General features: G+C 60.5%; 12 protein-coding genes. 3 read left to right on the forward strand and 9 right to left on the reverse strand.

Annotated features, from left to right (window positions below):
• The first annotated feature begins 51 nt into the window (after positions 1-51).
• Complete coding sequence (gene katG / locus CE636_RS03320) at positions 52-2,229, forward strand: catalase/peroxidase HPI (RefSeq protein WP_004202604.1); 2,178 nt, start codon at positions 52-54, stop codon at positions 2,227-2,229.
• A 33-nt stretch (positions 2,230-2,262) separates the two neighbouring features.
• Here the strand turns inward: katG and zapE are convergent, their stop codons facing one another.
• Both zapE and CE636_RS03330 read right to left on the reverse strand, forming a co-directional pair.
• Positions 2,263-3,324 (reverse strand): cell division protein ZapE, encoded by a 1,062-nt coding sequence (gene zapE, locus CE636_RS03325; RefSeq protein WP_025999268.1) that lies wholly within the window; start codon positions 3,322-3,324, stop codon positions 2,263-2,265.
• Positions 3,325-3,420: 96 nt separating this feature from the next.
• The gene (locus CE636_RS03330) at positions 3,421-4,101 is read right to left on the reverse strand and encodes an MgtC family protein (protein ID WP_004202612.1); all 681 of its coding nucleotides are present in this window, start codon (positions 4,099-4,101) and stop codon (positions 3,421-3,423) included.
• 599 nt (positions 4,102-4,700) lie between these two features.
• Here CE636_RS03330 and CE636_RS03335 point away from each other — a divergent pair.
• Complete coding sequence (locus CE636_RS03335; RefSeq protein WP_004202615.1) at positions 4,701-6,107, forward strand: MFS transporter; 1,407 nt, start codon at positions 4,701-4,703, stop codon at positions 6,105-6,107.
• A gap of 8 nt (positions 6,108-6,115) precedes the next feature.
• Here the strand turns inward: CE636_RS03335 and CE636_RS03340 are convergent, their stop codons facing one another.
• From CE636_RS03340 to CE636_RS03355, 4 genes are all read right to left on the reverse strand, one after another.
• A complete protein-coding gene (locus tag CE636_RS03340) occupies positions 6,116-6,997 on the reverse strand; it encodes a LysR family transcriptional regulator (protein WP_004202617.1) in 882 nt (293 codons plus the stop codon).
• A gap of 146 nt (positions 6,998-7,143) precedes the next feature.
• Complete coding sequence (locus tag CE636_RS03345; protein WP_017900542.1) at positions 7,144-9,444, reverse strand: FdhF/YdeP family oxidoreductase; 2,301 nt, start codon at positions 9,442-9,444, stop codon at positions 7,144-7,146.
• A 321-nt stretch (positions 9,445-9,765) separates the two neighbouring features.
• Complete coding sequence (locus CE636_RS03350) at positions 9,766-10,683, reverse strand: bestrophin family protein (protein WP_017900541.1); 918 nt, start codon at positions 10,681-10,683, stop codon at positions 9,766-9,768.
• A 242-nt stretch (positions 10,684-10,925) separates the two neighbouring features.
• Positions 10,926-11,867: a cation diffusion facilitator family transporter gene (locus CE636_RS03355; RefSeq protein ID WP_017900540.1), complete on the reverse strand. Its 942-nt coding sequence runs from the start codon at positions 11,865-11,867 to the stop codon at positions 10,926-10,928.
• Between the two features lie 222 nt (positions 11,868-12,089).
• On the opposite strand from CE636_RS03355, the gene CE636_RS03365 reads away from it, so the two are divergent.
• A complete protein-coding gene (locus CE636_RS03365) occupies positions 12,090-12,776 on the forward strand; it encodes an ABC transporter substrate-binding protein (protein ID WP_017900539.1) in 687 nt (228 codons plus the stop codon).
• A gap of 1 nt (position 12,777) precedes the next feature.
• On the opposite strand, the gene CE636_RS03370 is transcribed toward CE636_RS03365, so the two are convergent.
• The 3 genes from CE636_RS03370 to CE636_RS28500 all read right to left on the reverse strand — a co-directional run bounded on the left by CE636_RS03370 (position 12,778) and on the right by CE636_RS28500 (position 14,453).
• Positions 12,778-13,647, reverse strand: coding sequence for an oxygenase MpaB family protein (locus CE636_RS03370; protein ID WP_017900538.1), 870 nt, complete (start codon positions 13,645-13,647; stop codon positions 12,778-12,780).
• 113 nt (positions 13,648-13,760) lie between these two features.
• Positions 13,761-14,192, reverse strand: a complete 432-nt coding sequence (locus tag CE636_RS03375; RefSeq protein WP_004202630.1) for an OsmC family protein — start codon at positions 14,190-14,192, stop codon at positions 13,761-13,763.
• A 114-nt stretch (positions 14,193-14,306) separates the two neighbouring features.
• Positions 14,307-14,453, reverse strand: coding sequence for a hypothetical protein (locus CE636_RS28500; RefSeq protein ID WP_017900537.1), 147 nt, complete (start codon positions 14,451-14,453; stop codon positions 14,307-14,309).
• Positions 14,454-14,456 lie beyond the last annotated feature (3 nt).

Consider the following 14,456-nt stretch of genomic DNA (forward strand, 5'->3'; position numbering starts at 1 on the left):
TGGTAGCAGTGTATATCGTAACGGCATTCACAAAAGCAAACGGAGCCTGATATGAGCACGTCTAACGACCCATCCAACAACGCATCCGCCGGAAAGTGCCCTTTCCACGCCGAGACGCCCAAGCAGAGCGCCGGCAGCGGCACCGGCAACCGCGACTGGTGGCCTAACCAGCTGCGTGTCGATCTGCTGAACCAGCACTCCAGTCGTTCCAACCCGTTGGGTGAGGATTTTAACTACAGGGAAGAGTTTAAAAAGCTCGATTACTCCGCGCTGAAGGCTGACCTCAGAGCGCTGCTGACCGATTCGCAAGAGTGGTGGCCAGCAGACTGGGGCAGCTATATCGGTCTGTTTATTCGTATGGCCTGGCACGGCGCCGGCACCTACCGCACCGTTGACGGTCGCGGCGGCGCGGGTCGTGGGCAGCAGCGCTTTGCGCCGCTGAACTCCTGGCCTGACAACGTCAGCCTAGATAAGGCCCGCCGTCTGCTGTGGCCGGTGAAACAGAAATATGGCCAGAAAATCTCCTGGGCCGACCTTTACATGCTGGCGGGTAACGTGGCGCTGGAAAACGCCGGCTTCCGCACCTTCGGTTTTGGCGCCGGTCGTGAAGATGTCTGGGAACCGGATCTGGACGTTGACTGGGGCGATGAGAAAGAGTGGCTGGCCCACCGTCACCCGGAAAGCCTGGCGAAACAGGCCATCGGCGCCACCGAAATGGGGCTGATTTACGTTAACCCGGAAGGACCGAACGCCAGCGGCGAGCCGCTGTCCGCCGCCGCGGCCATTCGCGCCACCTTCGGCAATATGGCGATGGACGATGAAGAAATAGTCGCGCTGATCGCCGGCGGCCACACGCTGGGTAAAACCCATGGCGCCGCAGAAACCAGCCACGTCGGCGCCGAGCCGGAAGCCGCGCCGCTGGAAGCACAGGGCTTGGGCTGGCACTCCAGCTACGGCAGCGGCGCAGGCGCGGATGCCATTACCTCCGGTCTGGAAGTGGTCTGGACGCAGACGCCCACCCAGTGGAGCAACTACTTTTTCGAGAACCTGTTCAAATACGAATGGGTGCAGACCCGCAGCCCGGCGGGCGCTATCCAATTCGAAGCCAAAGACGCGCCGGAAATTATCCCGGATCCGTTTAACCCGGGGAAAAAGCGCAAACCGACCATGCTGGTCACCGACCTGACCCTGCGCTTCGACCCGGAGTTTGAGAAGATCTCCCGTCGCTTCCTCAACGACCCGCAGGCTTTTAACGAGGCCTTCGCCCGGGCGTGGTTCAAGCTGACCCACCGCGATATGGGGCCGAAATCCCGTTACCTCGGGCCGGAAGTGCCAAAAGAAGATCTGATTTGGCAGGATCCGCTGCCGGCGGCCACCCATCAGCCGAGCGCGGAAGACATCGCCAGCCTGAAAACCGCCATCGCCGGCGCCGGCCTGTCGGTGAGTGAGCTGGTATCGGTAGCCTGGGCCTCCGCCTCCACTTTCCGCGGCGGCGATAAGCGCGGCGGCGCCAACGGCGCGCGTCTGGCGCTGGCCCCGCAGAAGGACTGGCCGGTCAATGCTATCGCCAGCCGGGTGCTGCCGACCCTGCAGGCGATCCAGCGCGCCTCCGGCAAAGCGTCGCTGGCCGATATCATCGTGCTGGCTGGCGTGGTCGGCGTTGAGCAGGCAGCGGCGGCGGCTGGCGTCAGCGTCAACGTGCCGTTTACCCCTGGCCGCGTCGACGCCCTGCCTGAGCAGACCGACGTCGAGTCGTTTGACCTGCTGCAGCCGCTGGCGGATGGCTTCCGCAACTACCGTCGCATCGAGGGCGGTGTGTCGACGGAAACGCTGCTGATCGATAAAGCGCAGCAGCTGACCTTAACCGCTCCGGAAATGACGGTTCTGGTGGGTGGACTGCGCGTGCTGGGCGCCAACTACGACGGCAGCAAACACGGGGTGTTTACCGACCGCGTCGGCGTGCTCAGCAATGACTTCTTCGTCAACCTGCTGGATATGGCCACCGTCTGGAAACCGGCCGATGATCGGGCGGAGCTGTTTACCGGCAGCGACCGTAAAACCGGCGAAGCGAAGTACAGCGCCACCCGCGTGGATCTGGTGTTTGGCTCCAACTCGGTCCTGCGCGCCCTGGCGGAAGTGTACGCCTGCGCCGACGGGCAGCAGAAGCTGGTGCATGACTTTGTCGCCGCCTGGACCAAGGTGATGAACCTCGACCGTTTCGACCTGTGATCCCCTCGCCCCGGCACCCGCCGGGGCTTTTTTTTATACCGCCCGCGGCAGCTGTTGCAGACGGCTCCGCGTTCGCTGAATATCCTCCAGTTCCACCCCGGCCACCAGCGTCTCCAGGTCGCAGCGGGTCACCAGCAGCAGGCGGATCTGCTTTTCATACAACACATCAATCACGTTGATAAAGCGCTGCTGGGCCGCCGGCCCAACCGTGGCTAGCGGCGGCACCTCGTCCAGTAACCAGACGGCATAACGTTCGCTGAGCGCCAGATAGTCCATCACCGCCGTGGCGGCCTGGCAGAGCTGGGCAAAAGAGAAATGGAGCAAGGCGGGTGACGCCGCGGCCGCCTGCAGCGTGCGGTAGCCTACCTCCAGCGGGACCGGTTCGGCAGGCAGCGAGGGCAGCTCGTACAGCTGACGCTGTGATTCGCCCGGGTTAACCCATAGCCGCCCGCTGCAGAAGGCGTTATCCTGGCTCAGATGCCGTTCGCGATAATCCTCCTCGCCGTTAAGCGCGACGACCACCAGGTGGGCGCGGATCAGCGCGATCGACGGTAAAAAGCGATCGTGATACAGCGGATTAGGCAGCAGCATCTCCGGCGGGTAGTTAGAGGTAGCCAGCAGCACGATGCCCCGTTGAAAAAGGTGTTCCAGCAGCGCCTTCATCAGCATGGCGTCGCCGGGGTCGTGAAGATGAAATTCGTCGAAACACAGCAGGCGGCAGCCGGAGGTCATCTGCATCATCACCGTCTGCAGGCCGGGCGCGCCGGGGGCATTCAGCCGCTGGTGCAGTTCGCGGAAGAAGTGATGAAAATGGACCCGACGCCGGGCGGCAAGCGGCAGGCTGGCAAAAAAGTGATCGAGAATATAGCTTTTCCCTCGCCCGGTGCGTCCCCAGACGTACAGTCCCTGCGGCGTGCCGGGCGCGGACAACAGCTGCTGGCCCAGGGCGTCCAGGCGAGCGATGAGCGACAGCTGATCGTCGTCCAGCGTCAGACGGGCACGCGCCGCCTGCTCGGCCATCACGCGGGTAAAGCGAAAATCAGCCGTCGTCATAGTCTGGCCAGATTCCGACGGCACACATCCATTATTTAACATTCTTATAACCTCCGGCAGGAGGCCATTCTAGCCGCTTTCCCACGGGTTGGCGAATCGCGCGGCCAGCGGCCGTTTCCGCTGCCCCGCCGCCTGCCTCTATGCTTCTCCGACGCGCCAGTGTACCGAGGTGACGTTCTGCTGAACGCCCACTTGCGCCATAATCTGCGCCAGCGTTTTCTGATGCTGCTTATGGCTAATCAGCTCCGCGCAAATCTCCAGCTGATCCGCCGTGTCTGCTGCCGCCGACTGTAATCCCTGCAGGGTGAACCTCTGCTGCTGAGCAATATTCAGCAGCAGCTGACGCACGGCCTTTTCATGCTCGCGCAAACAGGTGACGCGTAAGATATAGCGTTTTTCTTCGTCACCGGCGCCCGGCAAGGCATGAATACGCTGCGCCGCTTCGCGGAGCAGGATGTTGGCGCACAGAATAATCAGCGTCGCCGCCGTCGCGTTCCAGAACTGCCCCAGGCCGCAAAGGACACCAATACCGGCCGAGCACCACAGGGTAGCGGCGGTATTGAGGCCGCGAACGTTCATGCCATCGCGCATAATCACTCCCGCCCCCAGGAAGCCGATACCGGAGACGATCTGCGCCGCAATGCGCCCCGGGCTGTCCGGCGAGGCCGACATCGCGCTAAGAATAAACACCGCCGCGCCGGTGGCCACCAGCGCATTGGTCCGCAAACCGGCCATACGTTGCCGCCATTGTCTTTCCGCGCCGATCAGCGCTCCCAGCAGCATTGCCGCGAGTAAATGTGTCATATAAGGAAATACCATCGCGCCTTCCTCCAGATAACAGAAAGCAATAAAAATGTATTGATGTCGCGCTCAGCCGCGCCGGGCAATTAGCGGGCGGATGATGGTGGAGGAAATAAGGTGGTGGGAAACAGAAACATAACGATGCCTCTCGCGTTCGGTCGCGAATCACTACATTCAGGGAGGCAATCCGGTAATCAAAGATTGCTGCCCGCCGGATCGGCAAGCAGCGAAAATAGTCGCGTTAACTTGCCGGAGAATAACAATAAGGATGACTGTCCAACGCATGACTCCTGTATGAACGTGGGCACATTATAGCCCGGCGCAATAGCGGGTAAAGCGGGAAAACGCCGCCAGTGAGGATTCGTTTACTCTGTCTGGCCCTGGGCCTGGCCCTGCGCAGCGCGACATCGCCTGGCGGAGAACATTGCCCCCCACGGTGATTTACTTCAATTCTTCCCTCAGCGTGCGGCGAAAACCAGCATGAATATCATCTTTTACCCTGCATGGCGCGATCTTGCGCTAAAGATTGCTGTTAACGCTAAAGATTAAAAATTTAAAACTATTAACAATCACTTAACATTAGCAGGCAAACCATTTTTCCTGAGGAACACAACACCATGTCTACCACCCAGGTTCTCGGCGAATCGCCCTATGCTTCGCCAGGACAACCGCACGCCAGCTTAACCGGACGCATTGACGCGCTGCCCGCCTCCTTCGGGTTATGGTCGTTTATCACCCTACTCTCCCTCGGCGGCTTCTTTGAGCTCTACGATTTGTTCCAGACCGGGTACATCAGCGCGGGCCTGCTGGCGGAGGGTATTTTCCACACCGGCGCGGCGGGGATCTTTGGCATCGCCGATCAGGCGGCCTTTGCCTCCGCCACCTTTATGGGGCTGTTTATCGGCGCGAGTCTGCTGGCGCCGCTGGCGGACAAGCTGGGGCGCCGCCTGACCTTTATGGTGGCGCTCGCCTGGTACGGCTTTTTCTCGCTGCTGATGGCGACCCAGAGCAGTGCGGAAGGGGTGATCTTCTTCCGCTTTCTGGTGGGAATCGGCCTCGGCATTGAGCTGGTGACCATTGACACCTACCTCAGCGAATGGGTACCTACCCACCTGCGCAATAAAGCCTTCGCCTTTGCCTTCTTTATTCAGTTCTTGTCGGTTCCGGCGGTAGCGCTGATGTCCTGGATATTGGTGCCAACCACCCTTTTCGGCCTCAGCGGCTGGCGCTGGGTGATCATCTTCGGTGCGCTGTTCTCGCTGGCGATCTGGTTTATCCGCAAAAAGCTGCCGGAGTCAGCCCGCTGGCTGGAAAGCAAAGGGCGGCATGATGAAGCGCATGCGGTGATGTGCGCCATGGAAGCCCGCTGCGGCCTGACGCCGTCGCCGAAGCATGTGCAGGCGGCACAGAGCGTCGTCAAACGCGGCACCTTCGGCGAAATCTGGGCGCCGCAGTACCGGCAGCGAACCCTGATGCTGATGGTGATGAATTTCTTCCAGGCGATCGGTTTCTTCGGCTTTGGCAACTGGCTGCCAGCGCTGCTTTCCGGTCAGGGGGCCAGTATCACCCACAGTCTGCTGTACGCCTTCTTTATCACCCTCGCCTATCCGCTGGGCTGCCTGTTCTGCACCCGCTTCGTGCATCGCTTTGAGAACAAGTGGCAGATCGTACTCTCCGCGCTGATGACCGTCATCTTCGGCACCCTGTTTGCGCTGCAAAACAATCCTATCCTGCTGGTGATCTGCGGGTTTATGATCACCTGGTCCAACGCCTGGCTGACCATCAGCTACCACGCCTACCAGGCCGAGGTCTTCCCGACCCATATTCGCGCCCGCGCCGTCGGCTTCTGCTACTCGTTCAGTCGTCTCTCGACCGCGGTGACCAGCATCCTGATCGGCATTATTCTGCAATATGCCGGCACGCCGGGGGTGATTAGCTTTATCGTCGTCAGTATGCTGATGGTGATGCTGTCGGTGGGGATCTTCGGCCCGAGAACCCGGGGCATTCGACTGGAGAATATCTGAGGCTGGCCTCAGCCAAAAATCCCCTGCGCCTCGGCGAAGCATTTTTCCGCCAGGGACGAGACCGGCTCCTGCTGGCGCATAATCAGCGCCAGCTGCGAATCGACCTGGGTTTCGGCGATCGGCAGAATTTCAAGATTATCGCTCAGCGCTTCGAGGCCGTTGTTAAGCGGCATAATGGCGCAGCAGATCCCCGCCTGCACCGCCTGGATAATCTGAAACGTTGAATCGCTTTCAAAGACAGACGTCGGGGTTAGCCCTTTGGCCTTAAAGCTGATTTCAATGGATTCCCGGTAGTACATTCCCTTGGTCAGAAAGCCAAGGGGCAGCGCCGCCAGCGTATCCCAGCCCGGCGTCCCGGCGCTGAAGTCGAAATGGCGTTTATCGTGCAGCAGTCCCATCCGGGTTTGCGGCAGCCGGGCGATCTTAAACAGGCGTTCATCCAGATGCTGCAGGTAACAGATCCCCAGGTCCAGCTGGTTGCGGCTGACGCCATCGATAATCTGCTCCGAGGTCATTGACAGCAGGCTGAACTGCAGCGCCGGGTATTTCTCCGCGAGGGGTTTAATCAGCTGCATCGGGTTGAGGCTCGCCAGTGGCACCATACCAACCCGCAGCTGGCCGACCATCTGCCCGCGACAGATGGCCGCCTCCGCCGCCAGGCCGTCATGGGCGGCAAGCACCGCCCGCGCCCACGCGAGGATCCGCTCCCCCTCAGGGGTAAAACCCTCAAAGCGCTGCCCGCGCTGGATAAGGGTCAGGTTCAGCTCCTCTTCCAGATTACGAATGCGCATGGAGAGGGTTGGCTGGGTAATATGGCAGGCTGCCGCCGCCTGGCCAAAATGGCGCGTCTGATCGAGCGCGATCAAATACTTGAGTTGCTTAATATCCATTCTCTTTCCCGTTTGAACCCCGCCGTTCACCCCCGGGGCCGCGCACAGGTTACCAGAATGTTAGTTTCATCACCGATAAATTCAAGCGAGGACAGGAGGGGCGACGGGGCGCAGGACGGCGCGACGCCGCCCAACGCCCTGCTTCTTTAACGCGCGCTGGCCAGCGGGCGAATCTCTTTCGAGCGCAGCGTCAGGCGTACAGGGACTGACTTATAGGAGGGCGTACCGCTCTCTTCATCCAGATAGTTCAAGGGCACCAGCACGTTGGCTTCCGGATAATAGGCGCCGACGGTGCCGGGCGCGATGCCGTAGGCCACCACGGTGATATCTCTGAGCGTCAACGCGCTGCCCGGCAGCGCGGTGTGGATATCCACCCGATCGCCATGCTCCAGGCCCTGGTCGGCCATATCCTGCTCGTTCATAAACAGCACGTCGCGACGGCCAAAAACGCCGCGGTAACGGTCATCCATAGCGTAGATGGTGGTGTTGTACTGGTCGTGGCTGCGCAGGGTCACTAAGCGCATCACATCCTCGCCCTCCACCACCACGTTCTCATGCACGCCTTTGAAAACCGAGAACATGGCTTTGCCGGTGGCGGTAGGCCAGATGCGCTCGGTCGGCGGCAGCGGCATGCGAAAGCCCCCGGGGTGGCGAATGCGCTGGTTGTAATCCTCGAACCCCGGAATGGTCTGTTCGATCAGATCGCGAATGCGGTCGTAATCTTCCACCAGATACAGCCAGTCGACTTTGCTGGCCGGCAGAGTGGCCTTCGCCAGACCGGCGACAATCGCCGGCTCCGAGCGCAGCGTCGGCGAGGCGGGCTTAAGCTTGCCTGAGGAGGCATGTACCATCGACATCGAATCCTCGACGGTGATCGACTGTCGGCCGCTGGCCTGCAGGTCAAGCTCGGTGCGGCCCAGACACGGCAGAATAAAGGTCTCTTTCGCCGTCAACAGGTGCGAGCGGTTGAGCTTGGTGCCGACGTGAACGCTGAGCTCAAGGTTGCGCATCGCCGGGAAAGCGCGTTCGTGATCCGGCATCGCCACGGCGAAGTTGCCCCCGAGGCAGATCAGGGCTTTGGCGTCGCCAGCGATCATGGCCTCCAGCGCCTTCACCGCATCGTGACCATGATGCCGCGGCGGCGCGATCCCCATCACCCGCTGCAGGCTGTCGAGGAAGGCCGCAGTGGGTTTTTCGCTGATCCCGACGGTGCGGTTTCCCTGCACGTTTGAATGGCCGCGTAATGGGCAGATCCCGGCTCCTGGCTTGCCGATATTGCCGCGCATCAGCAGCAGGTCGGCAATCAGCCGGACGTTGGAGGTGCCTTTATTATGCTGGGTGATGCCCATGCCGTAGGTGACGATGGTGGCCGTGGATTTGGCGTAGGCCACGGCGACCTGGGTTAGCGACTCGCGCGTCAGACCGGACTCCTGCTCAATATCCTGCCAGCGGGTGGCGTGCAGATCCTCGGCGAAGGCGGCGAACCCCTGGGTATGTTGCGCAATAAACGCGTGGTCGAGCACCTGGCCCTGCTCCTCCTCCAGCTGCAGCAGCGCTTTGGCGATCCCTTTCAGCGCCGCCGCGTCGCCGCCGGCCCGTACCTGGTAGTAGGTCGACGCGATCGGCGTCGAGCGATATGTCGCCATCTCCATCACGTTCTGCGGGTCGGCAAAACGCTCCAGCGCCCGCTCACGCAATGGGTTAAAAACGATAATCGGCACACCCCGGCGGGAAAGCTCATGCAGAGTGCCCATCATCCGCGGATGGTTGGTGCCCGGATTATGGCCGATGGAGATCACCAACTCGGTCTGGTCAAAATCGTCGAGGGAGACGGTGCCTTTGCCAATGCCGATCGACTGCGGCAGGCCCACGCTGGTGGATTCATGGCACATGTTAGAGCAGTCGGGAAAGTTATTGGTGCCGTACTCGCGGGCAAACAGCTGAAACAGCCACGCCGCTTCATTGGAGGCCCGTCCGGAGGTGTAGAATTCAACTTCATCTGGCTGCAGGCCGCGAAGGATCTCGCCGATACGGGCGAAGGCCGCCTCCCACGCCACCGGTCGCAGCGTATCGCTGGCGCGGTCGTAGACCAAAGGATGGGTTAAGCGGCCATAGCCCTCCAGTTCAAAATCGCTTTTCGCCAGCAGGGAGGTCACGGTGTTAGCCGCGAGGAACGCTGGCGTCACCCGTTTGGTGGTCGCCTCCCAGGTAACGGCTTTGGCGCCATTTTCGCAAAACTGAAAAGTGGATTTATGCTCTTTATCCGGCCAGGCGCAGCCCGGGCAGTCAAACCCATCCGGCTGGTTAGTTCGCAGCAGCGTGGCGGGCGCCTCGAAGGCATCCATCTGGGTACGCACGGCAATGGCCGTGGCCTTCAGCGCGCCCCACCCGCCTGCCGGACCGTCATAGGGGTGAACACCGGGAACCGCGCGTCTTTTATTGGTCATCTTTTTACTCCTGCTGCTCTGTTCTGGCCGCCGCCGGCCGAAAAAAAGCGTGCGACGACCCCGGCGACGAGGCGTGGTGTGCGCGGCGTCACCTGATAAGAATGCTGTTTCTCAAGGATAGTACGATGGGAAAGCGTAGGTACTGCGTTTGTTAACCGAATAATAACATACGCCACAAATCTGTATAATTGATGTTATCTATCGGGTGTTAAATTTAACTTATTTGCAAATTTTGCTTTTATCGCCGCCCTCTGCGCGGCGGGTCACGCGGGGACGGGAAAGTGATGACCGGGCAGCGGAAACTGCCCGGCGCGCAGGGGTTCAGGTCAGGTTGAAGTAACGGTCCGGACGCAGCGTCTCCGGCAGCGGATGTTGACCGGTCATGTCGAGCAGATTGCGCTCAATGGTGTTGCACATCGCGTTCAGCGGCAGGTCGTTGGCGGCGGTGCCGAAAGGATCCTCCAGCTCTTCCGCCAGCGAATCCCAGGATAAAAAGGTGTAGGAGATAAAGACCGAGACAAACGGCGTCATGTAGTGCAGATCCCCGACCAGGGCAAACGGCAGCAGCGTGCAGAACAGGTACACGGTGCGCTGCAGGATCAGGGTATAGGCGAACGGCACCGGGGTGGTGGCCAGCCTTTCGCAGCCGCCCAGCACGTGCGCCAGCTCATCGAGCTTATTGTCCATCAGCCCGTAGGTGATGTCGCTCAGCTTGCCCGCCTCGCGCAGCTGGCCAATTTCGTTACCGGCCAGCAGCAGGATCCGGTTGGTGGGCATCGAACTGGCGAGGATCTCCGTCACCCTCTCCTCGGGCAGCAGCCGCTGCAGGTCAGCCGTCGGATCGGTTTTGCGCAGCTGGTGCTTCAGGCTCCAGCTGAAGGCCACGAGATAGCTGACGATGCGCTGATGGGCATCGTGTTCCGCCGGCAGGATATTGCGCAGCTGGCGCACCAGGGTACGTTCGGCGATAAGCACCGTCCCCCACAGATTGCGCGCCTCGACGAAGCGGCTATAGCTGGCGCTGTTGCGAAAGCCGAGGAAAATCGCTATCGCGATACCCAGCAGACTGAACGGCGCCACCGTTAAGTGGATCCCCAGCTGCGCGTACCATTGATAGCTGATAATGGCGATGATGGACATCAGCACATTAAGCAGCAGACGAAAGATGATTTTTGACAGCACGGAGCCGTGCCAGTCAAATAGGCGAAGAAACCAGTGTTGTTCTGGCCGAATGATCATTGTCTGACTTCCTGAATTACCGCTCTGGTCATTATCTCGAAATAAAGAATAGAGATTATCTATGAACCGATTGGTTTATTTTATCGTTAACTGCAACGGGCAGATCTGCGCCATTATTTAGCGATGGTAATGGCCGGCTCAGTATGAGCCTTATTTATCGTTCAGGCAATCAATGCGCGGGCGGAAGGGGCGAGGAATAATGGCTCAGGGATAAAATAACCGCTGAGCCAGTCTATTTCCGCTTATGACGTCAGGCAGTTTGCCTCCTCCGGCGAACTGGCAACCGCCGCGCAGGGATCGAGATGCACCATCACATTAAGCACCGGATGCTGCGCCATGACCCGCTCCCGCGCCTGCCGGGCAATCTGATGCCCTTCAGCGACCGACAGCTCTCCGGCTACCTCGAGATGGACATCCACCAGCACCAGATCCCCCGCCTTACGGGTTTTCAAATCGTGCAGACCCGCCACGCCCGGCGTGGCCCGCAGCGTGCCGGCGATTGCCCGCTGCGTCTCTTCATCGACAGCGCGGTCCATTAAATCGTGCAGCGCGGTGGCGGCGAAACGATAGCCCATCCGCGTAATCACCAGCCCTACCGCCAGCGCGGCGAGCGGGTCGAACCAGGCGAACCCGGCCAGATTACCGATAATCCCCAGCGCCACCACCAGGGATGACGCGGCGTCGGAGCGGGCATGCCAGGCGTTGGCGATGAGCAGCGAGGAGTTCAGCCGCCTGGCGGCCGCCAGCATATAGCGAAACAGCCCCTCTTTGACCACCAGCGCCGTCAGCGCCATCCACAGCGCCACGCTGTGCACCGGCGGAATCGTCTGCGGTTGCGCGAGATGACCCGCGGCAGACCACAGCATACCGACCCCGACCAGCACCAGGATCGCGCCGAGGACCAGAGAGGCGCCGTTCTCATAACGCCAGTGGCCATAATGGTGATCGTGGTCAGACGGTCGGCGACTCTTTTTATTCGCCACCAGCACGACGCCATCGGCGAGCAGATCGGAAAAAGAGTGCATGCCATCGGCAATTAACCCCTGGGAACCAGAATATATTCCCACCGCAATCTGCAACGCGGAGAGAAAAATATTGACCACCACGCTAACCAGGGTACTCCTTCGCGCCTGCTCAGAACGCTGATGATATTTATTATCATTTTCAAAATTATGTTGTGCCATTATTTCTCTCCCTCAGTGAGCGGGAAGAATAAACTGACAAGCTGAGTTTATGCTTAACAATATAAAAGCCATTGCCTTGCTGTTTAACGAAATCGCTGCGGTCGTTAATTACTGTATTCTGAAAGTGTGGCCCCGGAGGTACAACCGCGCGCGGATGGACTATCTTTTCACTGGCGACCAACAGGTCGGGCCACCTTCTCTTAGCCACCACAGGAGTCAGCGATGTCAGCAATCACACCATCCCGGCTGCGTTTTGCCATTAATCTGGGCAATGCGGTACTGGCCCATCCTGGAGAAAACGGCGAGCCGACAGGCATTACCCCCGAGCTCAGCCATCGACTGGCGCAGCGCTGGGGCGTCGTCGCCGAGTTCGTCACCTATCCTGCCGCCGGTAAAGTGGTGGCCGACGCCGGAGGCGAACGCTGGGATATCGCCTTTCTGGCCATCGACCCGGCGAGGGAGGCGACCCTGCGCTTTACTTCTCCCTATATCACCATTCAGGGGACCGCGCTGGTGAGAGCCGGTTCGCCCTGCCAGAGCGTGGCCGATATGGATCGCCCGGCAACCACGATTAACGTCGGGCAAAACGCCGCCTACGATCTGTGGCTCACCCGCCATCTGCAGCACGCCAGCCTGAATCGTCTCCCCTCCTCGCAGGAGGCCATCGACGCCTTCCTCGCCGGTGAAGGGGATATGGTCGCTGGCATCCGTCAGCCGCTGGAGGCGACAGCGCGCCGCCATCCGGGGGTGCGGGTCTTAGCGGATAATTTTACCGAGATCCAGCAGGCCATCTGCGTCGCCCGGGATGATGTGGTCCGCTTTAGCGCGGTGAATGACGCGTTGGACGAATGGCGGGCGGACGGTAGCCTGGAGGCGCTGATTGCCCGGCACCTGGGCAAGGCGGGCTGAATCACGCCTCCGCCATCCGGCGCATGGCGCAATGCCAGGCGCCGTTACGTACCGAGGCGCGCAGCACGCGGGCGATGGCCAGTACCATCAGACGCGTCGTGCGCCGCTGCAGCGGCGTCAGCGACAGTCCCAGCATCTCCTGCGCCCATGGCGGCAGAAGATCGATCCCGGCCCGCATCATCACCTGGCCAACCGGCTGACTCAGGCGACCCGGCAGACGGGTGGTGAGCAGCACCTCGGCTACCTCCCGGGTACGTTCGTCACAGCGCAGCTGCGGCCGCATCGCCTCAAGATAGTCCGCGACCTCATTCGGCGTCTGGGGAATATCTTTGGCTCCCAGCCGACGAGCGATCTCCGCCGACTCGCGAAAATAGTCCTCCTGGCGCTGGACGCTGACCACCGTCCGCTTGTAGCGCAGGTGGGAGGCCATAAAGCGGCTGCACTCAGCGACATGCACCCAGGTCAACAGCGCCGGGTCGCTTGCCTGATACGGCGTGCCGTCCTTGTCCACCCCGGCGATCCGCTGATGGATCCCCTGCACTTTGGCGATCAACCGCTCGGCGTCGGGGGTGGCGGCGAAGGTGGTAGCGGAGATAAACTGACTGGTGCGACGCAGGCGGCCAAAGATATCCTCGCGGAAACGGGAGTGGTCCCAGACGCCGGCCAGCGCCAGGGGGTGCAGCATCTGCAGCAACAGCGCGCTAATGCCGCCGCACAGCATTGAGGTAAAATCGCCATGCACCTGCCAGATGGCTGATTGCGGACCAAAAAGCCCCGGCTCCCCTTTGGGCTGTTCAAAATCAATCTCTTTTAGCGCCATGCCGGTCAGGCCGAGCACCTGCGCCTCGATCATTCCGCGAATGCCGATCATGCTGGAGTCCCTTACGTTTACCAAAGGACCAAAGATACCACTATTGCGCAGCGGAGGCAGTGACAGGGAGAGAGATCGCGGGAACGGTGCCCGCAGAGTGCGGGCACAACAGCTTATGGATTTAGCTGGTAGTCAAGGGTGATATTGGCTTTCAGCACCTGTGATACCGGGCAGCCGGCCTTCGCTTTCTGGATGATCTCATCGAACGCCGCCGGCGCAACGCCGGGCAGGACAATCTGGCTTTGCAACGCGATGTCGGTTATTGCAAACCCACCGTCGGTTTTATTAAGGGTGACCACTGCGGTGGTGTCGATGGACGTCGCGGTATAGCCCTCTTCGCTGAGCATCAACGATAGGGCCATCGAGAAGCAGGCGGCATGTGCGGCGCCGATCAGCTCTTCGGGATTGGTGCCTTTCACCCCTTCAAAACGGGTATTAAAGCCGTAGGGCTGCTGGCTCAGCGCCCCGCTCTCCGTCGACACGGTGCCTTTGCCATGCTTGAGATCGCCTTCCCAGTGCGCCAGCCCTTTCTTATGAATCGCCATATGACTCCTCCTGTGATGATGTCGAACAAAAAGTATAGTGCCTGATGCTGAACCTGCTTCTATTCTGCGGCCCGCCGCATCAGCGTTCCCAAAAAGTTCCCGTTGCGGATGACGCTAACGGCCATCGTGAGGATGGTAAGGATCGGTTTTGTCATCCTCGCTGTCGTCCCGTTTACGCGGCACTTCGCCATGTTCGTCAGGCGCCTCGCGCGCAGGGTGCTTCCCGCGCTCCTCGTCATGCGGGTGGGATGTTGTGCTCATACC

Source organism: Klebsiella sp. LY (genome assembly GCF_004010915.1).
Taxonomy (GTDB): domain Bacteria; phylum Pseudomonadota; class Gammaproteobacteria; order Enterobacterales; family Enterobacteriaceae; genus Klebsiella; species Klebsiella quasipneumoniae.

Coding starts and splice junctions, on each gene's coding strand:
- katG (WP_004202604.1), top strand. CDS start 52: ATGAGCACGTCTAACGACCCATCCAACAACGCATCCGCCGGAAAGTGC.
- CE636_RS03375 (WP_004202630.1), bottom strand. CDS start 14,192: ATGGCGATTCATAAGAAAGGGCTGGCGCACTGGGAAGGCGATCTCAAG.
- CE636_RS03370 (WP_017900538.1), bottom strand. CDS start 13,647: ATGATCGGCATTCGCGGAATGATCGAGGCGCAGGTGCTCGGCCTGACC.
- CE636_RS03330 (WP_004202612.1), bottom strand. CDS start 4,101: ATGGTATTTCCTTATATGACACATTTACTCGCGGCAATGCTGCTGGGA.
- CE636_RS03345 (WP_017900542.1), bottom strand. CDS start 9,444: ATGACCAATAAAAGACGCGCGGTTCCCGGTGTTCACCCCTATGACGGT.
- CE636_RS03355 (WP_017900540.1), bottom strand. CDS start 11,867: ATGGCACAACATAATTTTGAAAATGATAATAAATATCATCAGCGTTCT.
- zapE (WP_025999268.1), bottom strand. CDS start 3,324: ATGTTAAATAATGGATGTGTGCCGTCGGAATCTGGCCAGACTATGACG.
- CE636_RS03340 (WP_004202617.1), bottom strand. CDS start 6,997: ATGGATATTAAGCAACTCAAGTATTTGATCGCGCTCGATCAGACGCGC.
- CE636_RS03365 (WP_017900539.1), top strand. CDS start 12,090: ATGTCAGCAATCACACCATCCCGGCTGCGTTTTGCCATTAATCTGGGC.
- CE636_RS03335 (WP_004202615.1), top strand. CDS start 4,701: ATGTCTACCACCCAGGTTCTCGGCGAATCGCCCTATGCTTCGCCAGGA.
- CE636_RS28500 (WP_017900537.1), bottom strand. CDS start 14,453: ATGAGCACAACATCCCACCCGCATGACGAGGAGCGCGGGAAGCACCCT.
- CE636_RS03350 (WP_017900541.1), bottom strand. CDS start 10,683: ATGATCATTCGGCCAGAACAACACTGGTTTCTTCGCCTATTTGACTGG.